The sequence below is a fragment of the Brevibacillus sedimenti genome, from assembly GCF_020923495.1.
GTDB classification, from domain to species: domain Bacteria; phylum Bacillota; class Bacilli; order Brevibacillales; family Brevibacillaceae; genus Brevibacillus; species Brevibacillus aydinogluensis.
This window is the reverse complement of record NZ_CP064048.1, coordinates 190,695-214,297: the sequence shown is the minus strand read 5'-3', so window position 1 is coordinate 214,297 and position 23,603 is coordinate 190,695. Positions and strand designations below refer to the sequence as shown.

At 58.7% G+C, this 23,603-nt stretch carries 22 protein-coding genes; 14 read left to right on the top strand and 8 right to left on the bottom strand.

The window, feature by feature from the left end:
- Window positions 1–38 precede the first annotated feature (38 nt).
- From IRT44_RS01130 to IRT44_RS01115, 4 genes are read left to right on the top strand one after another with little or no spacing between them, the layout of a single operon-like run.
- Entirely contained in the window at window positions 39–662 is a 624-nt protein-coding gene (locus tag IRT44_RS01130) for a class I SAM-dependent methyltransferase (RefSeq protein ID WP_311837529.1), read from the top strand.
- The gene (locus tag IRT44_RS01125) at window positions 652–1,311 is read left to right on the top strand and encodes a DedA family protein (RefSeq protein ID WP_230077295.1); all 660 of its coding nucleotides are present in this window, start codon (window positions 652–654) and stop codon (window positions 1,309–1,311) included. Before IRT44_RS01130 ends, IRT44_RS01125 begins: the two co-directional genes overlap by 11 nt.
- Window positions 1,280–1,981, top strand: a complete 702-nt coding sequence (locus tag IRT44_RS01120; protein WP_171566038.1) for a response regulator transcription factor — start codon at window positions 1,280–1,282, stop codon at window positions 1,979–1,981. Before IRT44_RS01125 ends, IRT44_RS01120 begins: the two co-directional genes overlap by 32 nt.
- Window positions 1,965–3,464 carry a sensor histidine kinase gene (locus tag IRT44_RS01115; RefSeq protein ID WP_230077294.1) on the top strand — a complete coding sequence of 500 codons (1,500 nt, stop codon included), beginning with the start codon at window positions 1,965–1,967 and terminating at the stop codon, window positions 3,462–3,464. The genes IRT44_RS01120 and IRT44_RS01115 overlap by 17 nt, the downstream gene beginning before the upstream one ends.
- Window positions 3,465–3,491: 27 nt before the next feature.
- On the opposite strand, the gene IRT44_RS01110 is transcribed toward IRT44_RS01115, so the two are convergent.
- Both IRT44_RS01110 and IRT44_RS01105 read right to left on the bottom strand, forming a co-directional pair.
- Window positions 3,492–3,938 carry an NUDIX hydrolase gene (locus IRT44_RS01110; RefSeq protein WP_230077293.1) on the bottom strand — a complete coding sequence of 149 codons (447 nt, stop codon included), beginning with the start codon at window positions 3,936–3,938 and terminating at the stop codon, window positions 3,492–3,494.
- 143 nt (window positions 3,939–4,081) lie between these two features.
- Window positions 4,082–4,246, bottom strand: coding sequence for a hypothetical protein (locus tag IRT44_RS01105; protein WP_212133543.1), 165 nt, complete (start codon window positions 4,244–4,246; stop codon window positions 4,082–4,084).
- A 106-nt stretch (window positions 4,247–4,352) separates the two neighbouring features.
- Between IRT44_RS01105 and tkt the strand changes: the two genes are divergently transcribed.
- The 3 genes from tkt to IRT44_RS01090 all read left to right on the top strand — a co-directional run bounded on the left by tkt (window position 4,353) and on the right by IRT44_RS01090 (window position 9,494).
- Complete coding sequence (tkt, locus tag IRT44_RS01100; protein ID WP_171567611.1) at window positions 4,353–6,359, top strand: transketolase; 2,007 nt, start codon at window positions 4,353–4,355, stop codon at window positions 6,357–6,359.
- Between the two features lie 179 nt (window positions 6,360–6,538).
- Window positions 6,539–9,046, top strand: a complete 2,508-nt coding sequence (locus tag IRT44_RS01095; protein ID WP_230077292.1) for a transglycosylase domain-containing protein — start codon at window positions 6,539–6,541, stop codon at window positions 9,044–9,046.
- Window positions 9,047–9,146: 100 nt separating this feature from the next.
- A complete protein-coding gene (locus IRT44_RS01090) occupies window positions 9,147–9,494 on the top strand; it encodes a hypothetical protein (protein WP_171567613.1) in 348 nt (115 codons plus the stop codon).
- A gap of 126 nt (window positions 9,495–9,620) precedes the next feature.
- Here the strand turns inward: IRT44_RS01090 and IRT44_RS01085 are convergent, their stop codons facing one another.
- On the bottom strand, window positions 9,621–11,048 hold the full coding sequence (locus IRT44_RS01085) for a L,D-transpeptidase (protein ID WP_171567614.1): 1,428 nt from the start codon (window positions 11,046–11,048) through the stop codon (window positions 9,621–9,623).
- 66 nt (window positions 11,049–11,114) lie between these two features.
- Here IRT44_RS01085 and IRT44_RS01080 point away from each other — a divergent pair, with 66 nt between their 5' ends.
- Window positions 11,115–11,828: an AAA family ATPase gene (locus IRT44_RS01080; protein ID WP_212133537.1), complete on the top strand. Its 714-nt coding sequence runs from the start codon at window positions 11,115–11,117 to the stop codon at window positions 11,826–11,828.
- A gap of 87 nt (window positions 11,829–11,915) precedes the next feature.
- On the opposite strand, the gene IRT44_RS01075 is transcribed toward IRT44_RS01080, so the two are convergent.
- Complete coding sequence (locus tag IRT44_RS01075; protein WP_230077291.1) at window positions 11,916–12,791, bottom strand: YwqG family protein; 876 nt, start codon at window positions 12,789–12,791, stop codon at window positions 11,916–11,918.
- Window positions 12,788–13,027: a hypothetical protein gene (locus IRT44_RS01070; RefSeq protein ID WP_371808920.1), complete on the bottom strand. Its 240-nt coding sequence runs from the start codon at window positions 13,025–13,027 to the stop codon at window positions 12,788–12,790. The genes IRT44_RS01075 and IRT44_RS01070 overlap by 4 nt, the downstream gene beginning before the upstream one ends.
- A 268-nt stretch (window positions 13,028–13,295) precedes the next feature.
- Between IRT44_RS01070 and IRT44_RS01065 the strand changes: the two genes are divergently transcribed.
- Both IRT44_RS01065 and ltrA read left to right on the top strand, forming a co-directional pair.
- A complete protein-coding gene (locus IRT44_RS01065; protein WP_230077290.1) occupies window positions 13,296–14,870 on the top strand; it encodes an FAD-dependent oxidoreductase in 1,575 nt (524 codons plus the stop codon).
- A gap of 615 nt (window positions 14,871–15,485) precedes the next feature.
- The gene (gene ltrA, locus IRT44_RS01060; RefSeq protein WP_230077222.1) at window positions 15,486–16,745 is read left to right on the top strand and encodes a group II intron reverse transcriptase/maturase; all 1,260 of its coding nucleotides are present in this window, start codon (window positions 15,486–15,488) and stop codon (window positions 16,743–16,745) included.
- Between the two features lie 101 nt (window positions 16,746–16,846).
- On the opposite strand, the gene trmB is transcribed toward ltrA, so the two are convergent.
- On the bottom strand, window positions 16,847–17,491 hold the full coding sequence (gene trmB / locus IRT44_RS01055) for a tRNA (guanosine(46)-N7)-methyltransferase TrmB (RefSeq protein WP_230077289.1): 645 nt from the start codon (window positions 17,489–17,491) through the stop codon (window positions 16,847–16,849).
- Between the two features lie 463 nt (window positions 17,492–17,954).
- On the opposite strand from trmB, the gene IRT44_RS01050 reads away from it, so the two are divergent.
- Both IRT44_RS01050 and menC read left to right on the top strand, forming a co-directional pair.
- The gene (locus IRT44_RS01050) at window positions 17,955–18,458 is read left to right on the top strand and encodes a C40 family peptidase (RefSeq protein WP_171567495.1); all 504 of its coding nucleotides are present in this window, start codon (window positions 17,955–17,957) and stop codon (window positions 18,456–18,458) included.
- 160 nt (window positions 18,459–18,618) lie between these two features.
- Window positions 18,619–19,734, top strand: a complete 1,116-nt coding sequence (gene menC / locus IRT44_RS01045; protein ID WP_171567496.1) for an o-succinylbenzoate synthase — start codon at window positions 18,619–18,621, stop codon at window positions 19,732–19,734.
- 52 nt (window positions 19,735–19,786) lie between these two features.
- Here menC and ilvD read toward each other — a convergent pair whose 3' ends face one another.
- Entirely contained in the window at window positions 19,787–21,463 is a 1,677-nt protein-coding gene (ilvD, locus tag IRT44_RS01040) for a dihydroxy-acid dehydratase (protein WP_268255200.1), read from the bottom strand.
- Window positions 21,464–21,667: 204 nt separating this feature from the next.
- Between ilvD and IRT44_RS01035 the strand changes: the two genes are divergently transcribed.
- Window positions 21,668–22,138, top strand: a complete 471-nt coding sequence (locus IRT44_RS01035; RefSeq protein WP_212133579.1) for a PaaI family thioesterase — start codon at window positions 21,668–21,670, stop codon at window positions 22,136–22,138.
- Between the two features lie 76 nt (window positions 22,139–22,214).
- Here the strand turns inward: IRT44_RS01035 and IRT44_RS01030 are convergent, their stop codons facing one another.
- Complete coding sequence (locus IRT44_RS01030) at window positions 22,215–22,592, bottom strand: hypothetical protein (protein ID WP_171567498.1); 378 nt, start codon at window positions 22,590–22,592, stop codon at window positions 22,215–22,217.
- Window positions 22,593–22,796: 204 nt separating this feature from the next.
- On the opposite strand from IRT44_RS01030, the gene IRT44_RS01025 reads away from it, so the two are divergent.
- Window positions 22,797–23,573, top strand: a complete 777-nt coding sequence (locus IRT44_RS01025; protein WP_171567499.1) for an inositol monophosphatase family protein — start codon at window positions 22,797–22,799, stop codon at window positions 23,571–23,573.
- The last annotated feature ends 30 nt before the right edge of the window (window positions 23,574–23,603 follow it).

Below are 23,603 nucleotides of genomic sequence, written 5' to 3'. Positions count from 1 at the left end.
CGATAGGATAGGGACAACAAAGAGAGGGAGTGACAGGAATGATGAAAGGCACGTCTGAACGGATAGGCATGCCGACGTCGGGACGGGGGCCGATTGCGGACGGGCTGCTGTTTGCCGGCAAGTTTTTGCGCTCGCCCCGAACGGTCGGCAGCATCATGCCAAGTTCCCGCCAGCTTGCCCGGCGGATGCTGGCGCCGATTGACTGGACGACAGCGACAGCCGTGGCGGAGTTGGGGGCGGGCACGGGCGTGTTTACCCGGATGATCCGTGAGCTGAAACAACCCGGCTGTACGGCGCTGATTCTGGAGAAGGATGACGGGATGCGCCGGCAGTTGGCCGCGCGTTATCCGGACCTGCATGTCGGCGGGGATGCGCGGGAGCTGACCGGGATCATGGAAAGATGCGGCATCGAACGGCTGGACGCGGTGGTGTGCGGGCTGCCGTTTGCCAATTTTCCGCAGGAACTGCGGGACGCCATCATGGACCAGGTGGAAGCGGCGCTGAGGCCCGGGGGCGTGTTCGTCTGTTTCCAATACTCGCTGCAGATGAGAAAGCAGCTGGCGGCGCGGTTTGGCCGCGTGGAGATCCGCTTTGTGCCGCTCAATCTTCCGTTTGCGTTTGTCTACGTCTGCCGGAAGCGGGGGAATCACGATGCCGGCTGACTTCCTGACACAGATGGTGGAACAATACGGGTATTTCGCGCTGTTTTTCTCCTTGTGGCTGGGCATTGTCGGCATGCCGATTCCCGACGAGATGATCGTCATGTCGGCTGGGGCCCTTACTGCCCAAGGGTGGCTGGACCCGCTGCCGGCGTTTGCAGCCGTCTATCTGGGTGTTGTTTCCGGATTGTCACTCGGGTACGTGCTGGGGTATAACGTAGGTGCACCGATTCTGCAGTGGGTCGTTCGCAAGGGCAAAGGCAAGCGCTATCTGACCAAAGCGGAGCAGCTGATAGAGCAGTACGGCAGTTGGGCGCTCTGCCTCAGCTACTTCTTTCCGGTCGTGCGCCATCTGGTGCCGTATCTGGTGGGCATCCAGCGCATGCCGCTGCGCCGCTACGCGATCTACGCCCTGCCCACCGGATTCGTCTGGACCATCAACTATTTTTGGGCCGGCCGCCTGTTTGGCCGCCATCTGGACGTGATCGCCCAAGGCGTGCAAATGTACGGCCGGATTACCTTGGCCGCGCTGTTGTGCATCGGGGCGGCGTACTGGCTGATCAGGCAGAAGCGCTGGACCGTGTCCGTCGAAACAGAATCAACCACGGGGGGAAATGAGAGTGGAGGAAATCACTGTGCTGGTCGTGGATGACGACGAGGAGATCCGCAACCTGATCGCCATTTACCTGCAAAACGAGGGGTATCGCGTGCTGAAGGCGGCTGACGGTATGGAAGCGCTGGAGGTCCTCAAGCAAAACGAGGTGCACCTGCTCGTCCTGGACATCATGATGCCGCGGCTGGACGGCATTCAAGCCTGTCTGAAAATCCGCGAAGAACAGCACATGCCGATCATCATGCTGTCCGCCAAATCGCAGGACATGGACAAGATCTACGGCCTTAGCACCGGAGCGGACGACTACATGACCAAGCCGTTCAACCCGTTGGAACTGGTGGCCCGCGTCAAGTCGCAGCTGCGGCGATACCTGCGGCTCAATCAGGGATACACGGCCCGGGAAGACGAAATCGAGATCGGCGATTTGACGATCAACACGGCGACGCGCGAGGTGAAAGTGAACGGCCGGGACGTGAAGCTGACGCCGACCGAATTTGCCATTCTGGAGCTCTTGGCCCGCAATCGGGGCGTCGTATTCAGCACGGAACAGATCTACGAGCGGGTGTGGAAGGAGCCGTTTTGCCAGTCGGACAACACGGTGATGGTTCACATCCGGAAAATTCGCGAAAAGATTGAGGAAGATACACGTAAGCCGCGATACATCAAAACCGTGTGGGGAGTGGGGTATAAAATTGAGAGCGTTGTTTAGAGGGCTGTCGCCGTTTAACGTGACTCGCCGCCTGTACCGCTGGACGATGAAAGCCGTTCGGCGCGCCGTGGAACACTTTCGGCGGAGCCTGCGCCTGCAGTTGATCACCACCTTTGTTTTTTGCCTGCTGGCTGCCCTCCTGGCGGCGACTCTCGCCCACGGGATGACCGAGACGCTGTATAAGCGGCCGTACGTCGACTACACCCTAAGCATGCAGCGGATGGACTGGGAGACAAGGCATCTGGCCACGATCATCCGGGATCAGAGCGAAACGGACATATCGGCCCTGCAGCCGATGCTGGACAACTTCGAGCAGGATGTCGGGCTGCGGATGCTGTTGGTCAACCTGGATGGCAAGGTGCTGCTCAAGTCCGCCAAGGCCACAGAGAGCCAGGTCGATTTGTACAGCGTCATCAGCAGGGCGATGGAGCTGCGCCTTGATCTCAACGTGTTCCACCCCCAAGAGTTTGTCGCCTTTTACCCGGTGGAGTTGGCCGGACAAAAAGGCTACCTGATCGCCCGCGGGATGCCGGAGGCGAACATCCGCTATGAGAGCACAGGGGTCAACATGATTTCTGTGCCTGTGTTTTTAGTTGTCCTCATTTATCTGTTTTATCGGTTTACCAGGCGGAAAACAGGCTATATCGAGGAATTGGCCGACAGCCTGCTCGTCATCTCGCAGGGGAAGCTGGATCACCGCGTCGAGGTGCGGGGCGAAGACGAACTGGGCTCGCTTGCCCGCAACATCAACCGGATGGCGCAGGATCTGCAGGAAAACATCGAACGGGAACGGCAGGCGGAGAAGACCAAAAACGAACTGATCACCAACGTCTCGCATGATTTGCGCACGCCGCTCACCTCGGTGCTCGGTTACCTGCGCCTGCTGAAAGACCACCCTGCAGGAGGGCTGGAGCAGCAGGAGTACACGCGGATCGCCTATGAGAAGGCGGAACATCTGAAGCGGCTGGTGGAGGATTTGTTCGAATACACCACGCTCAGCGGCCAAGGGGTCCAGCTCTATCGGCAGACCATCTGCATGAACGAACTGGTGGAGCAGTTGGTGGAGGAGTACGTGCCGCTGGCGGAGGAACAGCAGCTCAGCTTTTGCAAAGCGCTGCCCGACGAACGGCTGTACGTCAGCGTGGACCCGGAAAAGTTCGTGCGCGTGCTGGAAAACCTGTTCAGCAACGCGATCAAGTACGGCAAAAAACCGGGCAGCATCGGCGTAACGCTCGCCCGAGAGGCAGACGGCATCCGCTTGTCGGTGGCCAACAGGGCAGATGAGATGGCCCCGGAGGCGCTGAACCGACTGTTTGAACGCTTTTACCGGGTGGAGCAGTCCCGCTCGCGCAAAACAGGCGGTTCCGGGCTGGGGCTGGCCATCGTCAAGAGCATCGTCGAACTGCACGGCGGCAGCATCCAGGCAGACTACCGCGACGGCGTTCTGTCGTTTCACATCTGGCTGCCGGTCCCTGGCTCATAACGGTCAAGGCCCGGTGAGGAGCGGCGTCTAGCCTTGCTCGTCCCATCCGAAGCTGTCAAACCACTTGCCCGCGCGGTAGTTGTGAATCGCCTGACGGACGTACGGGATCACGTTGGCGGGCAGGTCGTCCATGTCGCACCAGCGCAGCTCGTCGCATTTATCCGGCTCGGCGTTGACGATCTCGCCTGACCACGTGCTGGCGGTGAGAAAGAAGTCGATCCGCTCGTCCGTCGATTTGCGGTGCATCACGCCGACCACGTCCAGATCGGCCGGGTCGATGTCGATGCCGCATTCCTCTTTTGCTTCCCGAATGGCCGCTGCCTTTACTTCCTCTCCGCCGTCCAGATGTCCGGCAGGGACGCTGTAGTTGCCGTCCTCGTAGCCCGTATTGAAGCGGCGCAGCAAAAGCAGCTCGTTTCCCCGCCGGAGAAACAGATGGACGGCGACGGGCATGGTGAACCATTTTCTGCTCATGCAAACCTCCAACGTTTTACGACATGATTGCAAACATTTTAATTATTCCGCCAAGTTTTCCCATCTGTCAACGAAGCGGCTGAAGAAGCCGCTTTCATTTATTTTGAGTCAGCGTGCCGGCCGAGCTGTTGGGAAGAGCGCAGTCACTCCCCCTGCACTTCTTTTGCCCCCCGGTGCTGCTCCGCGCTTTTTTTCCGCAGCGCCTGATCCCGTTTTTGCTTCAGCGGGGAGTTTGACATGGCGTAAAACAGCATGCCGAAACCGGCCAGTCCCAATACGATGCCGATGATCAGATACAGGGTCGACATGAACTCGACCACCTCCTTTTTCCACGTCGGACATGATTGTGCCGCCGAACTGTGCTATAATTGGTTCGTCGTTTACCCGTAAAAAAACGCAGGGAGGATTTGCTTGATGACTCAGCACACGTCTGTCGATCAACTGGCGATCAACACGATCCGCACGCTGGCCATTGACGCTATCGAAAAAGCCAACTCCGGCCACCCGGGGATGCCGATGGGAGCGGCACCGATGGCGCATGTCTTGTGGAGCCGTTTTATGAAGGTAAACCCGCGCAATCCGCAATGGATCAACCGGGACCGCTTCGTGCTGTCTGCGGGACATGGTTCAATGCTATTATACGCCATGCTGCACCTGATGAAATACGATGTTTCGTTGGAAGACATACATAACTTCCGCCAATGGGGCAGCAAGACTCCAGGCCATCCGGAGTACGGTCACACGCCCGGCGTGGACGCGACGACCGGTCCGCTGGGTCAGGGGATTGCCATGGCTGTCGGGATGGCGATGGCGGAGAAGCACTTGGCGGCTGTCTACAACCGCGACGGGTTTGACATCGTCGACCACTACACCTACGTCATCTGCGGCGACGGCGATTTGATGGAGGGCGTCTCCAGCGAGGCCTCTTCGCTGGCCGGCCACCTGAAGCTGGGCAAGCTGATCGTGCTCTACGATTCCAACGACATTTCGCTTGACGGCGAGCTGTCCCGTTCCTTCTCGGAAAATGTGGCGCAGCGCTACCAGGCGTACGGCTGGCAGTACCTGCGCGTCGAGGACGGCAACGATCTGGCGGCGATCGAGGCGGCCATCGCCGAAGCGAAGCAGGATCTGGATCGCCCGACCCTGATCGAGGTAAAGACGGTGATCGGTTACGGCAGCCCGAACAAAGGCGGCTCCAACGCGTCCCACGGCGCACCGCTGGGCAAGGAAGAAGTGAAGCTGACCAAGGCAAACTACCAGTGGCCGCATGACGCAGAATTCCACGTTCCTGCGGAAGTAGCCGACTACTACGCCAAACTGGCGGCAGCAGGTGAACAAGCGGAAGCGGCATGGCGCGAACGCTTTGCCGAATACGCCAAGGCGTATCCGGAGCTGGCCCGTCAGTTCCAGACGGCTGCGGACGGTCAACTGCCGGCTGGTTGGGACAGCCAACTGCCGACCTACGAAGCGGGAACCAAGCTGGCCACCCGCGCTGCATCCGGCAATGCGATCAACGCGTTGGCCAAAACGGTTCCGTACCTGTTCGGCGGTTCCGCTGACCTGGCTCACTCCAACAACACCATGATCAAAGAGGCGGGGAACTTCCTGCCGGGCAGCTACGACGGCCGCAACATCTGGTTTGGTGTGCGCGAGTTTGCGATGGGAGCTGCCCTCAACGGGATGGCGCTGCACGGCGGACTGAAGGTATACGGCGGCACGTTCTTCGTCTTCTCCGATTACCTGCGTCCGGCCATCCGCCTGTCCGCGCTGATGAAGCAGCCGGTGGTCTACGTCTTCACGCACGACTCGATCGCCGTCGGGGAAGACGGACCGACGCACGAGCCGATCGAACAGCTCGCTTCGCTGCGGGCGATGCCGGGTCTCACAGTGCTGCGTCCGGCCGACGCCGTGGAGACCAATGAAGCGTGGAAGTACGCCATCTCCCGCACGGATGAGCCAGTCATCCTGGTGCTGACGCGTCAAAACCTGCCGGTGCTCAACGAAACGATCGAGAAGGCTGCTGAAGGGGTAGGCAAAGGGGCCTACGTACTGGCCGACGCGCCGGACGGCAACCCGCAGCTCGTCCTGATCGCCACCGGTTCCGAAGTCTCCCTCTGCATGCAGGCTCGCGAAGTGCTGGCCGCCAAAGGCATTCAGGCGCGCGTTGTCTCCATGCCGAGCTGGGAGCTGTTTGAACGGCAGCCGCAGGAGTACCGCGACGCCGTGATCCCGCCGACGGTAAAAGCCCGTCTGGCTGTGGAAATGGCCTCTCCGCTGGGCTGGGAGCGCTATGTCGGCGACGGCGGCAAAGTGCTGGGCATCAACCAGTTTGGCGCATCCGCTCCGGGCGAACGGATCATGACAGAGTACGGTTTTACCGTGGACAACGTGGTGGCAGAAGCGGAAAAGCTGCTCAAGTAACGATCCCTTTTTGTAAATACTCTTATTGCGTGAAAAAGCCTGTTCTCCTTGGGAGACAGGCTTTTTCCAGTGACAAACGGGCGCAGATATGGAATCATAGACGGGGGGCGGACAGAAACTTTTTTGAAAAGGTTCCGTCTATATGATGTGGGAGAGAGAAAGTAACCAGGAGGTCATTCATGGCAACAAAGGCCAAGCAACGAGGGAAGAAGAAAAAGAAGAAATTGCTGATGTTTGCCGTATCCTTTACGGTCTTTCTAATCTTCAGCGTCATCGGCGGATACTTTGTCTTGCTGTACGCCGGTGAAAAAATGATTGAAACGCAGATACAGAAACTGGAGGCACTGAAATCGGAGCCTACGGTGATTTATGACAAAGACGGTAATGAAATCACGAAACTGCTGCGTGAAAAGAACACCAAATACGTACCGCTCACCCAGATGCCGGATCATTTGATCAACGCCTTTATCGCAACAGAAGACCGTCGCTTCTTTGAGCACAAAGGCGTGGACATGTTCCGGATCGGCGGCGCGATCATCAACGACATCCGCAAGGGGTCGCTCGCCGAAGGGGGCAGTACGATCACGCAGCAGCTCGCACGACGAGTATTCCTCTCCCTGGAACAGACGTTTTGGCGCAAGACGAAGGAAGTCTGCATCGCTATGGCCTTGGAACGCCGATATTCCAAGGATCAGATTCTGGAGATGTACCTGAACCAGATTTACTTCGGGGAAGGCGCCTACGGCGTGGGTGACGCCGCCCAGCGCTATTTTGACAAAGATGTAACCCAGCTCGATCTGCACGAGTCGGCCATGCTGGCGGCCATTCCGAAAGCGCCGACCACCTACTCGCCGTTTAACAATCCGGACAAGGCGAAATTGCGCCGCGACACCGTGCTGCGCCTGATGAGCGAGCAAGGCTTCATCACCCAGGAGCAAAAGGTGACGGCCCAAGCCAAACCGGTGCCGGAAGAGACCGATGAGACGAAGGCAGGCGGCGGGTTGAAAAAAGGCTACCGGGCGTTTTACGACTACGTGATCCGTGAGGCTGAGGCGAAGTACGACGTTACGGAAGAGGATCTGTACCGCGGCGGCTGGAAGATTTACACCACGTTCAACCCGAAAATGCAGGACGCCATGGTGGAGGCGTATGACAACCCGGCCAACTTCCCGAAACCGGGGCCGCAGCGGGCCGTGGAGTCAGCGATGATCGTCATCGACGCCAAAACCGGCGGCATCGCCGCAATGATGGGCGGCCGCGATTACAAGCCAAAAGGCTTCAACCTGGCGACCGACATGCAGCGCCAGCCTGGGTCGTCGTTCAAGCCGCTGGCCGTTTACGCGCCGGCAATCGATTCGGATTCCAAATGGGGCCCTAATTCGTCGCTCTCCAACAAGCGGCAGGATTTCAACGGCTACGAGCCGCGAAACTACAACAACAAGTACAGCGATTCCGTCAGCATGACCCGCGCTGTGATTGATTCGTTGAACGTGCCGGCGGTCTGGCTGCTGAACGAAATCGGCATCGGGACCTCGTTGAAGTATCTGGAAAAATTCGGCATTAACCTGTCGGAAAAAGACCGCAACCTGGCGATCGCGCTGGGCGGTCTGGACAAAGGGACGTCGCCGTTGAAAATGGCGCAGGCGTACACGGCTTTCCCCAACAGCGGGGTGGTGTCCGAAGCGCACGTGATCGAGCGAATGGAGAACGAACGGGGCGGCATCCAGAAAGTTTACCAGCCGAAACAGGAGCAGGTGATCAAACCGGAAACGGCATGGAAGGTACACACCATGTTGGAGCGTGCGGTCAAGGAAGGGACGGGACGCAACGCGCAGATTTCCGGCCGCCACGTTGCCGGAAAAACCGGGACGACGCAGTCCCTCATCGGCAACAGCAGCGTCAACAAGGACGCCTGGTTCGTCGGGTACACGCCGGAGTACGTAGGCGCGGTCTGGATGGGCTATGACAAGGAAGATGCCCAGCACCTGATGCGCGAGGGCAGCAGCCTGACGGCCAAAATGTTCGCCACTGTCCTGAAAAAAGGCCTGAAAGGAGAACCGGTACGGGATTTTGAACCGCCGGCAGGCATGAAGCGGTACGAAGAGGAGAAAAAAGAGGCTGCTTCCGTGCACCTCTCCGCCGACCTGACCCTGGAAGGCAACTCGCTGAAAGTGATATTGACCTGGACTGGCGGGGATGACGACTATACGTACGACGTGTACCGCGTATCTCCGGACAATCCGGACAATCGCCAGTTGATCGCCGCCGGAGTGAAGGATAACAGGCACGTGGATACGCTGGACTCGCCGGTCATGTACAAGTATGTCGTCGTTCCCCGTGATGCGGATGGCAGGGAACTGGAGCCGTCCAACATCGCCGAAATCAACACGAAGCAATTGGAGCAGCTGCTGCAGGAAGGGGAGCACCACGACGACAGCGGCACGCATGAGGACGACGGCACGGTCGAGGGAGGAAACGGCCAGTACCCGTCCACCGGAACAGAGGGACAGGACGGAACCGGTCAGCCTGCAGACGATCAGCCTTCTGGCGGCGAAACGCCGGTGATTCCGCCGGATATCGTCCAACCAAACGGCCAGCAATTGCCCCCGAACGGCATTGAGCTGCCGCCGCCGCCCGAAGATGCGGGAGGCGGCAGGCACTCGCCAGGAAACGGCCGCAACCGCTGACAGTGGAAATCTGCTGAACAGTTAGCATATTTTCGACTATTTGCACTTCCTCTCCCGCGTGGTACAATACACATAAATCGGGAGACAGGAGGGACGGTCTATGACAGACTTCGCACAAGTGGATTTGCAGGCGTTTTTTGTAGAGCAGTTGCGGCGGGCCAAGGTAAATTTTGAACGTGCTCTCGACTGTAAACACACCGATTTTGACGATTTGTATCCGTATATGAACGAACAGCCCCAGTTCTTCTGGTATAAACGCTACGTGGCGTGGTCCGAACTGCTGACTGTCGTCCGTCTGGCCGAAGAGTTGGGGATCGCGTGGACGAACGAATTCAGCAGCCAGCAGGTGGAGTTTATCAAAGGCAAAGTCCTGCAGGGCAAAGTGCTGGATCAGTGGAATCCGGAAGAAGAACAGGAAGAAGAATCCCTGAGCCATATGGAAGAATAAGCAAAGCGCGTTCCCGCAGCGGGAGCGCGCTTTTTTGCCGACGGTTCGCCTGTTTTCTGTCCACCGGATGCAGGAGAGCCTCTGCCCCCATTCCGGATTGGGACAGCAGCATGTTCGTCCATCCTGTTAATGAAGCCAATGATAGACGACGCGGGGCGTTTCCTCGTCGCGGCCGGCCGGCAGGACAAACGCTGCCGGGTTGGCCCACCGGGGCACGGGAGCGGCATGGGCGGAGATGATCACTTCCGTTCCTGGCGCGACAAACGTATACAGTTCCTCGACGTCCCGGTTGTGCAGACGGATGCAGCCAAGCGAGACCGACTGGCCGATGCTGGCGGGATGGTTGGTGCCGTGGATGGCGTAGCCGTTCTGCTGAAAAATCAGGCCGCGCGTTCCGTAGATATCATCGGGACCGCGGGGATTGCTGATTTTTTGCAGTACGGAAAAGTAACCTGCCGGCGTCGAGCCGTTTTTGCCGATGGCGATCGGATAGCGCCGGACGAGGTGCGGTCCGCTGGTCAGCGTCATCGCGTGCGAGTCCAGGTGGACGTGGATCTGCAGCGGCGCGAGCGGCACCGACGGCTCCGGATAGCCGCGCAGCGGGACGACGTGGCGCATGCTTTCCCAGGCCGCTTCCCGGCGAAATGCAGCCGGCTGGTATGCCCAGTCCGTGGCTCCGTACCAGGCGGGCGTCGGAGGAATGTCCGGCAGGGCGTTGCCGGGATAGGCGCCAGCCAGATCGCTCAGCTTCTGGGGCAGGCTCCCTTTTCGTTGGTAGTGGCGGTACAGGGCGCTGCGCAGGATCAGCAGGTGTTCCAGCGTGCGCTGTTCTTCTGCGAGTTGGAGCTTGGCCGTCCGCACCGCCGGATGCTGATCGCAGGCGCAGGGACGGTCAAACCACTGCTGGCTCAAGACGGTGCGGCTGACGGGGTCATACCGCAACAGACCGTGCAGTTCTCCCGGCCGGTAAAACAACAGCGGCGTAAACAGCGGCGCTCCCGTCACTTCAGGGACAACCAGCACCGTGTACGGCTGTTTGAGCGCTGTACGCCGCCCGCTCACATAGTCGTACACGTGATGGCGCAGCTGCTTGCCGTCCGTGCCGGCCGGTACGGCGATCACTTCCACGTGCGGCCGCTCCTGGCCGGATGCGTTCTTTCCATTAGTAAATGCGGCGCCTGTCGAAGCAGCCTTATCCGGCTCAGACAAAAGCCCCGGTGAAAAGGCAAATTGAGCGTGGAAAAACAAAAGGGAGGCGAGCAGCAGGCGGATTCTGCCGGCCCACAACCCCCGCCGGCGTTTGCGCAGCAGGTCCTGATAGGCCGCGGCCGCTTCTTCCGAGTAAGGGCCGTGTTTGGCGTGCAGCGCCTGGCGGTACGCGGCCAGCGCCTCGTCTATTTCGTTTCGCATCTCCCGTTCGCGGCCGAGATGGTACCAGCCAATGGCAAGGTCGGGATGCCGTTCGACGAACCATCGGTAAAAGGCGAGGTCACTCTTGTCCGGATAGGTCATGTGAAACGCGCTTTTTTCCTGGAGAAATTGTGCCTTGTTCACCGCACTCCCTCCTTACTGGAAGTATCGGCCAGGAAGCGGGGAAACGTGAGAGTGGAGGAGAGATATATGTATTTGCATGCCATTATCCTGCGCAGGGAGCTGTTTCCCGCAAAAGGGGGGTACCCGTTTAGCCTGCCTGCGTACCAGGGTGTGGAGGAAATCCCTTTGACCAGCAGCGTCACCTTTTTTATCGGCGAAAACGGCTCCGGCAAGTCGACGCTTTTGGAGGCGGTGGCTTACCAGTGCGGTTTTCACACCGCCGGCGGCAGCCGTAACAACCTTTACCACGTAGACCGGGCAGAGGCGGCTCTGGGCGATTATGTCCGCCTTTCCTGGCGTCCAAAGGTGACCAACGGCTTTTTTCTGCGCGCGGAGAGCTTTTACCAGTTTGCCAGCCACATCGACGAGGTGGAGAAAGACTATCCCACCGGGTATCGCAGCTACGGGGGGCGGTCGCTGCATGAGCAGTCGCACGGGGAGTCGTTTTTCTCGCTGTTTGCCCACCGCTTTCGCGGCAAAGGCATCTACCTTTTGGACGAGCCGGAGGCAGCCCTCTCGCCGATGCGGCAGATCGCGTTTTTGTACCTGATGCAGGAGTTGGTGGAGGAAGGAGCCCAGTTTCTCATCGCCACCCACTCGCCAATCCTGATGGGCTTCCCGGGCGCCCGCATCCTCAGCTTCGACACATCACCGCTGACAGAGGTCCGCTATGAAGAGACGGAGCACTACCAACTGACCCGCCGCTTTCTGGAGAACCCCCGGGCCTTTTGGGACATCTGACGCGATTGCCCCGACAGTGTCTGTTTTCGCGGGGGCCGTTCGACGGCCGGTCCCCACTGGCGGGGCAGCCTGTTACGATCGTCCAGCTTAGTGGTACTGATCGATGCAAACGACGAGGGAAAAGTCGGCCCGCTCCAGCGCCTCTTGCTCGATCCAGAAGTAGAGGCGGCCGATGTCCCCCCACATCATCCCCGTCTTTTCCTCTTCCGAATCCACCTGGAACAGCAGCCGCCAGCGCACAGCCTGCCGCAGCAGGGCCGCCTTATCGTTTCTGTCCGTGGAGGGATAGGCCATAAGCTGACATTCGTGCTGCATGTCCCCCTGTATCTGGTCGGGGCAGCCGAGCAGGCGATTTTTCATGTCGTCCGGATGAAGCAATTGTTCCCAGACACGCTTTCTGAACTGCTCCCAGTATCGGTCGAAATAGTCCCGGTTTTTGTTCCAGCTCATGCCTAGCTGTTCGATGTCGCTCGATTCGGCGGGCGGTACGGTCCACTCCACACGATAGTCGAGGGAGCAGGGAGAGAAACGGACGGGCGGATCGTAATCGTCCAGCTCGTTTGGCGGCGCGGTCCGCTTCAGGTCAGCGCTGTCCGTTTCCGCTACAAACAAGACTTTTGCTTTCTCCACGCTGTGGTAGAACTCATCGTCGTCGAACATTGCCGCCGCGGCGAAAAAGAAGAGGAGCAATCCCCGCTCCGGCAGTATCTTCTCCGGAAAAGGGGGCAGCTCGGCCAGGTTGATCTGCCCCAGAAACGACAGCGGATACGACTTCCAATACGGCCAGGGTGTTCCCGCCGGCAGATCGGGGCAGCCGCCGATTTTGGATGTGCCAAGAGACAGAGATTCCTCGTCCACAGGATGCGTGAATATTCGGAATGAAGGGCGGATGAGCGGTTCAAAGCGCTCCGCGTAGCGGGACAGTCCCGCCTCATGAAGCAGTGACAAGATTTGTTTTTTCATCGGTTCTCATCAACCTGTTCGTTTTTGAGGCGCCCGACATTCGTCTCACGCAGCAAGCTGATCAGCTCGCCCAGCTTGGCGTTGCGTTCCCGGTCGCTTTCCGTTTTTTGCTTCATGAAGCGGAGCAGGCTGACGAGAACGTACACGATGAACCCGTAAAAGGCGAGCGTCAGCAGCAGGGGGACGATCATGAAAAAAGAATGGTACTCTAACGCTACTGCTCCAAAATCCATCAAGATATTCCCTCCTTTTTTTGAAAAAAACGGCAAAAACCACGAACTATTTTATCATTACTTCGCACAGTCGGCAAACGAAAGCAGGCGCGACACTTCCTGTCTGTGTCCGTTTGTGAAGCATTCGTGAACAGACGCTCGTTTGGCGGCATGTTCCTGTATGGTTGCCTTGCCACCCGGAAGCCCATCTCATACAATGGAAAAATAACAAATTATTTCAAAAGTGGAGTTAAAAGCAATTTTGTGAACGAAGCGGAAGGAGTGCAGGCACATGATACGGGAACTTCATGCCGACCTGGTCATCATCGGCGGGGGCGTGGGCGGCTGTGCGGCTGCCTTGGCCGCTGCCAAACTGGGCAGAACCGTCGTCATGACGGAAGAAACATCCTGGATCGGCGGGCAGCTCACCAGCCAGGCCGTTCCGCCGGATGAACACCCCTGGATCGAACAGTTCGGCTGTACCCGCAGTTACCGGGCGTTTCGCGACGGCGTGCGCCGCTATTACCGCGATGTTTATCCGCTTACGGAAGCGGCGAGAGCCGTCCCGTACCTCAACCCGGGAAACGGATCGGTCAGCCGCCTCTGTCATGAACCGAAAGTGGCGCTGGCCGTTCTGCACCAGATGCTGGCTCCGTACGTCAACAGCGGCAGGGTGACCATACTCGTCCGGCACAGGCTTGCGGCGGCCCGCACCGTGGGAGACCGGATCGTCTCCGCGACCGTCACCCATCTGGAGACGGGGGATCGCGTGGAACTGGCGGCTCCTTATTTTCTCGACGCGACGGAGTGCGGCGACCTGCTGCCGCTGGCCGGTGTCGAATACGTGACCGGAGCGGAATCCGTCAGCGAAACGGGCGAACCCCATGCGCTGGAAGGGAACCCGCAGCCGATGGACATGCAGTCGTTCACGTATGTGTTTGCGATGGACTATCTGGAAGGGGAAGACCATACGATCGACAAACCGGCCAGCTATGAGTTCTGGCGGAACTACCAGCCCGATTTCTGGCCGGACAAGCTGCTGAGCTGGACAGGCGTCAAGCCGGATACCCATGAACCCGTTCGCTACGAGCTGTTTCCGGGGACGGACCGCTTCTCGCTGTTTCGCTACCGGCAGATTGCGGACAAGGACAACTTCACTGCAGGTTTGTACCCGAGCAGCGTCACGCTGGTCAACTGGCCGCAAAACGACTACTGGCTCGGCCCGATCATCGACGTCAGCGAGGACGAGCGGACGCGCCATCTGCATCAGGCGAAACAGCTCAGCCTGTCGCTCTTGTACTGGATGCAGACGGAAGCGCCCAGGCCCGACGGCAAACAGGGATATCCCGGACTGCGCCTGCGCCGGGACGTCCTTGGAACGGACGACGGATTTGCCATGTCCCCCTACATCCGCGAATCCCGACGGATCCGGGCGGAGTTTACCGTGCTCGAACAGCACGTCAGTCCGGCGTGCCGCCCAGACGGCAAGGCGGAGACGTTCGAAGATTCCGTCGGCGTGGGCTGCTACCGGATCGACCTGCATCCCAGCACGGGCGGCCGGAACTACCTGTACATTCCCTCCCTGCCGTTCCAGATTCCGCTCGGCTGCCTGATTCCCCTCCGGATGGAGAATCTGCTGCCGGCCTGCAAGAATGCGGGGGTCACGCACATTACCAACGGCTGCTTCCGGCTCCACCCCGTGGAGTGGAATATCGGCGAAGCGGCCGGCTTTCTGGCCGGCTACTGCCTCGAGCGGGGGATTTCCCCCCGCGCTGTCCGCAACATGCCGCAGGATTTGGCCGATTTTCAGCGGCTCCTGGTGCGGGAAGGCGTCGAGCTGGCCTGGCCGTCGATCGGCCCGGTCTGAGCACCAATCAAAAACAACAAGCGCGGGAAAGCCAACGCTGACCCGCGCTTGTTTCGGTGCGCCCGGCATGGGCGGTAGCTATAGGGTGAAAGTCCCGAACGGGGGTTGGCTGTACCAACCGTTAGCTTAAGGCAAGGTGTCCGCCGTGAGGCGGAATCTGAAGGAAGCCGGCGGCAAAGTCCTGACCTGAGGTACACGAACCCAATTTGAGGCTGTTGTACTCGGGCGAGCCTGCCGAACAAGGTGAAGCCCCATACAGCCAAGGAGTGCAGCAGTAAATTGGGCAGGTACATGGGACGAAAGTTACCGTCCTTACCCGGGGAGGTCTGCATGATACGCCTACTACCGTTGGCAACCGTCTCCGCGAGGGGGCGCTGAACATGCAGAAGTCAGCAGAGGCCATAGTACTCCGATAGAGGACGCTCGAAGGAGGAAGGGCCGAACATCAAGTCAACACATGTTCTAATCCCTTTCGATACGGTGCGTCGAAGCAGAATTCCGAAATGGAACTTCCTCTGAATAGTAGGGGTGAAGCCCCGAGGGTACAGAGAAGGGCTGAGCATCGTACGGCAAGCTTAGCAACATGTGTGCGAAGAGAGGAGTATCGTCAGGGGCATGCTGGAGAAAGTGCTGTCACGGGACAACCTCATGGCCGCTCTCAAACGAGTGGAGGCCAACAGAGGTGCTGCGGGAATCGACGGTGTTTCAACCGAACAACTGCGCGACTACCTTCGTCAGCACTGGGCGACCATCCGGTCGCAAATCGAGAAGGGAACCTACAAGCCGTCTCCTGTCCGCAGGGTCGAAATCCCGAAACCTGACGGGGGAATACGGTTGCTAGGCATCCCTACCGTGGTAGATCGCTTCATCCAGCAGGCCATCCTGCAGGTATTGACTCCCATATTCGACCCAGAGTTCTCCGACTCCAGCTTCGGGTTCCGTCCAGGCCGCCGTGCTCACAGTGCTGTGCGGAAAGCACAACAGTACATCAACGAAGGATTCCGGTATGTGGTCGACATCGACTTGGAGAAGTTCTTCGACCGGGTCAACCATGATATCCTAATGAGCCGGGTTGCCCGCAAGGTGAAGGACAAGCGCCTTCTTAAACTAATTCGCGCTTATCTGCAATCCGGAGTCATGGTCAACGGAGTGTGTGTCACGACGGAAGAGGGCACGCCGCAAGGTGGCCCCTTAAGTCCGCTGTTGGCCAACATTCTGCTAGACGACCTGGACAAGGAGTTGGAGAAAAGGGGACACCGTTTCTGCCGCTATGCGGACGACTGCAACATCTACGTCCGCTCCAAACGTGCGGGTGAACGTGTAAAGGCAAGTGTGGAGCGATACTTGACTAGGGTTCTCAAACTCAAGGTAAATCAACAGAAAAGTGCGGTGGACCGCCCGTGCAACCGGAAGTTCCTCGGCTTTAGCTTTATTCCGGGAAAGGAAGCGCGGATACGTCTGCATCCCAAATCGATCACCCGGTTAAAAGGACGAATTCGCCAATTAACCAACCCACATCGAAGCATGGCCATGCAGGAGAGGATTCAAAAACTCAACCAATACCTCATGGGATGGATCGGGTATTTTGCGCTGGCCGAGGCGAAAACCCATCTTCTGCGAATAGAGGAATGGATTCGCCGAAGGCTCCGGCTCTGTCTATGGACGCAGTGGAAACGAGTTCGTACGAGGTACCGCGAACTTCGTTCGCTTGGATTTTCTCACAACAGAGCACTGGAAATCGCAAACACCCGAAAGGGGGCGTGGCGGACAACAAAATCCCCGCACATGCACAAAGCCCTTGGTATTGCCTACTGGCAACAACAAGGGCTGATGAGTTTGATACAGCGATATTTCACACTTCGTCAAGCTTGGTGAACCGCCGTATACCGGTCGGTACGTACGGTGGTGTGAGAGGACGGGGGTTAACCACCCCCTCCTACTCGATTCTGTTTCTGATTGTCGGCTGCCGGCGCGTGCTACTCCGGCAGGTAAATGGCTTCCATCCGGTAGATGCGCTGTCCGCGCGAGGAGAAGCGCTCCTCGTACTCGGTCATCACATTGTCCTCGGCAAATGGCGAATGGTGCAGGTCAAATGTGATGTGGCGCAGCTGAAAACGCTGGTCCGAAAATTGGTTGAGCGAGAACTCAAACAACTGTTCGTTGTCCGTTTTCAGGTGAATCTCTCCGTACGGCTTCAGCACCTGTTTGTACCCCATCAGAAAGTTGGCGTGGGTGAGGCGCCGTTTGGCGTGCCGCTTCTTCGGCCAGGGATCGCTGAAGTTGAGGTAGATGCGTGACACTTCGCCCGGTGCGAACAGGTCAGACAGGTTTGCCGCATTGTACTGGACAAAGGCCAGATTGGGGATTGCCCGCTTCTCCGTCCGCTGGGCGGCGCGCAGGATTACCTCCGCCTTCAATTCCACGGCGATGAAGTTGATGTCCGGATGTTTTTCGGCCAGCGTGTTGATAAACCGCCCTTTGCCACAGCCAATTTCCACATGAATGGGACGGTCGTTGCCAAACCGCTCGCTCCATTTGCCGCGATAGGAGTCCGGGAAGTCCACAAACGTGGGATATTCGCGCAGGGCCTCTTCGGCCCCAGGGATGTTGCGCAGTCGCATGAAAACATGAACCTCCTCTTTACCCGACACGCGCGCTTTCTCAGCACGCTGCCCATGACAAGCTCCTATATACTGTACGACGAGTCGGTCCAGGTTGCAAGCATTCATCCAGGCAGACAGGCGTCTTACAAATAGTTCCAGTAATTCTGCGATCAATATGGAATGTGTTGGGAATCATCCGGGACAAAAGCCGTATGGCGGTTGAACAAATGAAGATTACGCTGGACAAAATTGGCATACAGGGGTAGCAGTTTTTGGAAAACGGGAATGAAAAAAGGAAGCAGGATTCCCCGCCGCTATGGGAACGACAGTGTCAAGTAGAAATAGCTGACAGCCACGATCGGCGGAATTGCCAGGAATTTGACAATTATCAACCGGTGACGCGATGGTAGAGTAGAGGACAAGCGTGAAATCGGCGATCGATTTTTCAACAAGGATTTTGCAACAAGGGAGGGGAAACAGCATGAAACTTCGCAAAACGCTTGTCGCCATTTTGTTGGGTACAGCCCTCGGCGTCACCGGGGTGGTGGCTCCACTTCCCGGCAACCACGGTGTGGCTGAGGCAAAATGGACCCAATCCCGGGCGGATAAAGTCATTCAAGTGGGTACCAAATATCTCGGCACGCCGTATAAATTCGGCTCGAAAAGCAGCACGACGCGCACGTTTGACTGCTCGTCGTTTGTTCAGCGCGTCTACCGTGAAGCGCTGGGAATCAGCCTGCCGCGCACGTCCCGTTCGCAGGCGAAAGTCGGGGTCAAAGTATCCAAGAGCAGCTTGAAAAAGGGCGATCTGGTCTTCTTCCGCTCGTCCGGCAGCAAACCGACATCCACCTATATCACGCATGTGGCGATCTACGCCGGCGACAACAAACTGCTGCATACCTACGGCAAACCGGGCGTGACGTATACTAAATTCCGCGGCACGTCGTGGGAGAAACGCTTCGTTACGGCTCGCCGCGTCCTGTAACAACCGAATCGGGAAATAATGATGCGGTCATAACAACAAGTCGTCTGATTTTGGAAAATTTGAAATTGAATGATTCCCCGCCAGACCTCCCTGTGGTATAAAGAGAGTGCAATCACCAGCAGGCTGTCAAATACCACTGGGGGAAAGGAAGTCTGGTAGCATGAACGCCGAAAAGATCGTGCTCCGCAAGATGAGCATGCAGTTAAAAGCGCCGTTTCAAACCAGCTTTGGCACCGAGATCATCCGCGATTTTATCCTGGTGGAGGTTCACACCAAGGATTTTGTCGGCTACGGGGAGTGCGTCGTTTCCGGCAAACCGCTCTACAGCGAGGAGACGGTGGGAACGGCATGGCACATGATGGAGGATTTCCTCGTGCCGATGCTGTTTGAATACGGGGAGATCGCCCATCCCGACGAGGTGGGGCGCCTGTTTGCCCCGATTCGCCGCAACAACATGGCCAAATCCGCTCTCGAAGGCGCGTACTGGGACTTGTACGCCAAACAGCAGGGGATTCCGCTGGCCCGAGCGCTGGGCGGCACCAAGGACAGGATCGAGGTGGGCGTCAGCCTGGGGATCGAGGCGGACATCAACGATTTGTTCCGCAACGTGGAGAAATACCTGGAGCTGGGCTACCGCCGGATGAAAATCAAGATTGCGCCGGGCAGGGACGTGGAGGTGATCCGCGCGCTGCGCCAGCGATTCGGCGACATTCCGATGATGGCCGACGCCAACTCCGCCTACACCCTGAACGACGTGGACGTGCTGAAGCAGTTGGACGAGTTTGATCTGATGATGATCGAACAGCCGCTGGCCCACGACGACATCATCGACCACGCCAAGCTGCAGCGGGAGCTGAAGACGCCGATCTGTCTGGACGAAAGCATCCACTCGTACGAGGATGCGCGCAAAGCGATTGAACTGGGCAGCACGCGGATCATCAACATGAAGGTGGGCCGCGTCGGCGGACTGTCGGAGGCGAAACGGATTCACGACCTCTGCGTGGAAAAGGGGATTCCGCTCTGGTGCGGGGGTATGCTGGAATCGGGCATCGGCCGGGCGCACAACATCGCCGTAACCACCCTGCCCAATTTTACGCTGCCTGGCGACACGGCGGGCTCGTCGCGCTACTGGCAGGAAGACATCATCGACCCCTGGGTGGAAGTGGCCGCCGACGGCACGATCGCCGTTCCCGAGGCGCCGGGGATCGGATTTGCGCCGGTGCCGGAGCTGTTGGACAAGTACACGACGGCGGTCCGTGTGCTGACGAGATCTTGATCAAACGTACGGGCACCTCTTTGTGAGGTGCCCGTGTTGTTTTGGACCGAAATCAGATTTTCAGCACGCCGCCCTGGCTGGCGTTGGTCACCAGCTTGGAGTAGCGGGCCAGGTAGCCGGTTTTTACCTTTGGCTCGAAGCCGTTCCAGTTGGCTCGGCGGCGCTCCAGTTCCTCGGGAGAGACATGCAGGTGGATGGAGCGCTCCTCCAGGTCGATGCTGATGATGTCCCCGTCCTGGACGAAGGCGAGCGGTCCGCCTTCCGCCGCTTCCGGCGAGACGTGGCCGATGCTGATGCCGCGGGAGGCGCCGGAGAATCGGCCGTCGGTGATGAGGGCCACTTCTTTGCCCAGCCCCATGCCGACGATCTGGGAGGTCGGCGCCAGCATTTCAGGCATGCCGGGGCCGCCCTTGGGGCCTTCGTAGCGGATGACGACCACGTGGCCCGGCTTGATCTTGCCGCCCGCGATGCCGGCCAACGCTTCATCCTGCGAGTCGAAACAAATGGCCGGTCCCTCGTGCCGCTTGATCGACGGGTCCACGCCGCCCGTCTTGATGATTGCGCCCTGCGGCGCCAAATTGCCGAACAGGACGGAGAGGCCGCCCGACTCGCTGTACGGGTTGTCCAAACGGCGGATGACCTTGTCGTCCTTGATCTCCGCCTCGGCGATGTTTTCCCCCAGTGTCTTGCCGGTGACGGTGATGCGCTCCAGGTGCAGCGTCCCGGGCTTTTTGGCGATTTCCTTCAGGATGGCCGATACGCCGCCCGCGTTGTGGCAGTCCTCGATGTGGTAGTCGGAAGCGGGGGCCAGCTTGCACAGGTGCGGGACGCGTTTGGCCACTTCGTTGATGCGCTCGATCGGGTACTCGATGCCCGCTTCCTGCGCGATGGCGAGCGTGTGCAGCACCGTGTTGGTGGAGCCGCCCATCGCCATGTCCAGCGCGAACGCGTCGTCGATCGCTTCCAGCGTGACGATGTCGCGCGGTTTGATGTCGCGTTCGATCAGCTCCATCAGCTTTTTCGCTGACGCTTTGACCAGTTCCCGGCGCTCCGGCGAGACGGCGAGAATCGTGCCGTTTCCGGGGAGCGCGAGGCCCAGGACTTCCGCCAGACAGTTCATCGAGTTGGCCGTAAACATCCCGGAACAGGAGCCGCAGGACGGACAGCCGTACTGCTCCAGTTCTTCCAGCTGCTTGTCGTCGATCAGGCCGGCCTGGTAGGCGCCGACGCCTTCAAAGACGGACGAGAGCGAGATGGAGCGGCCATCGCTGGTTTTACCTGCTCTCATCGGGCCGCCGGTGACAAAAATGGTGGGAATGTTGACCCGCAGCGCGCCCATCATCATGCCGGGTGTGATCTTGTCGCAGTTGGGAATGCAGATCATGCCGTCAAACCAGTGAGCGGAGACGACCGTCTCCAGGCTGTCGGCGATAATTTCCCGGCTGGGCAGGGAGTACCGCATGCCAATGTGTCCCATGGCGATGCCGTCGTCCACGCCGATCGTGTTGAATTCAAACGGTACGCCGCCCGCCTCCCGCACGGCTTCCTTGACGAGCTGGCCAAACTCCTGCAGGTGCACATGGCCGGGAATGATGTCGATGTACGAGTTGCAGATGGCGATAAACGGTTTGTCAAAATCCTCTTCTTTTACTCCGGCCGCGCGCAGCAGACTGCGGTGGGGGGCGCGGTCAAAGCCTTTCTTGATCATGTCGCTTCTACGTTTGACCACTAAGAAAAACTCCTTTCCAGTCAAAAACCTGCCGTGTTTTGAACTATCTTATCACTTTTTCACAAGTACAAACAACCGTAAGAGTCTGAACATTCGCTCAGAAAGACGGCTGCTCAGCGCGGGTGAAAAAGCGGAACGTGAAATCGCGTCGGCGTTGTTTTAGAATAAGGAAGTGAATGCTATTTTTGCGTGGAGTGAACAGAGATGAACGAAGAGTGGAAAGCGATCTGGGAAGAAGGGAGTGACGAGGAGCGGCAGATACTGGAACTGGCCCTGCAGGCCATCCGGCAGCGGCGGGAGCGGAACAGCGCCTTTCTGTCCGGATTTCTCGGCTTGAAGGGCGAATTTGTCGATGCAAACACGTACCGTTTTGATGTGCCGCTGACGCCGTTCATGCACAACTCGCTGGGCGTCGTTCACGGCGGCATCCTGGCGACGCTGATTGACTCGGCGATGGGTTCCCTGATCAACCGCAGCCTGCCCCCCGACCGGTACGCGGTGACGACCGAACTGAAGACCAACTACCTGCGTCCGGGCAAAGGGCAGCGGCTGCGTGCGGAAGCCAGTTTTCTGCATCGCGGGCAGACGCTGGTCGTGATGCAGGGCAGCGTGTACGACGAACAGGACCGGCTGATCGCTCACGGCACCGGCACGTTCATCGTCCTGAAACGGTAGGGACATGCAGGCGAAAGCGGGCCGCGAAAAACGAAGCATCCCTGGGCACGCCGGGGCGGCATAGAGGTGTTTTACGTTACGTGATCGCCACGAGCCCGCTGTATTGGGCGATGTACGACAGCATTTTGGCAGAGAGCGGGACGATGAACTCCATGTTTTCCCGTTCGACGACGCCCGAGCGGGTGACGATGCGGGCCCACTTTACGGACAGCTTGTAGTAATCGGAGCCAAACGCGGATTGAATGACTTCGTTTTGGCGACGAAAGGAGATCGGTGAGCTGTCCAGCTTTACCGGCACCATGCTGACGATGTCATGCAAAAACAGGTGGTAGGTCATGTGCGGCTTTTGAAATACCAGTTCTTTGCTGGTGACGGAGCAGCCCAGGTTTTTGTTCATCTGGGTCAGCTTCAGTTCGCCTTCCAGATTTTTCAGACGAATAAAATCGTTGTTCATGTGGTTTCCCCTCCTGCGGCAGAAGGACCCGTCTTGTAAGCAGGGAACGGGATTCCGCCCGATATTGGCTTGCGCGGGCGCAAAGGCGACCGCCAAGCGGCTGTTGGGGCCTCGAAAACGGGTGTCTCTTAATCATAGGAAAAAAACCGGGAGAAGCGCAAGGGAAAACCATGGATGAGGACAGAGAAAAGGAGATGGAGCATCATGCTGGACATTGCCAAGGAAGCCGCAAGCCAGGCGGGCGCGTATTTGCAGGAGCGGTTTTTGGAGCGTCTCGTGCCCGATGAGGAACTGCACAACGACGTCAAGCTGCCGGAAGACAAGGAGAGCGAACGGCGCATCATCGAGGTGCTGCGCCGTCATCTTCCCGGACATGCGATCTATTCCGAAGAGATCGGCATGGTGGAGGGCGACGAGGAATACCTCTGGATCGTCGACCCGCTGGACGGCACCAACAATTACTTTATCGGCTTTCCCTACTTCTCCGTCTCGATCGCCCTGCAGCACAGGGGCGAAGTCGTGCTGGGAGTGGTGTACAACCCGGTGGCCGGCCAGATGTTTTGGGCGGAAAAGGGCAACGGGGCGTTTTTAAACGGCAGACGACTCGCCGTCAACGAGCGGGACGATTTGACGAGAGCGGTCGGCACGTACATTCGCGGCCGCAACACGGTGACCAAGGAGGAAGAGTGGGCGTTTACCCGTCCGTTCGCGCTGAACACCAAGCGGCTGATGCGCAACATCGCTCCCGCCCTGGACTGGTGTCTCCTGGCAAACGGATGGCTGGACTACATCGTCATGCAGCGCTCCGGCATCATGGATGTGGCCGCCGGCATCCTGATTGCCCAAGAGGCGGGGGCGATCATAACCGATTGGGAAGGGAACCCGTACCGGCACGCGTCGTTCAGCGCTGATCATTTCCCATCGCTGGTGGCCAGCAACGGCCGGATTCACGAGCGGATATGCGGTTTGATTGGCGGATAGGCGGCGCTGATCAGCTACTAGGTGCGCAAA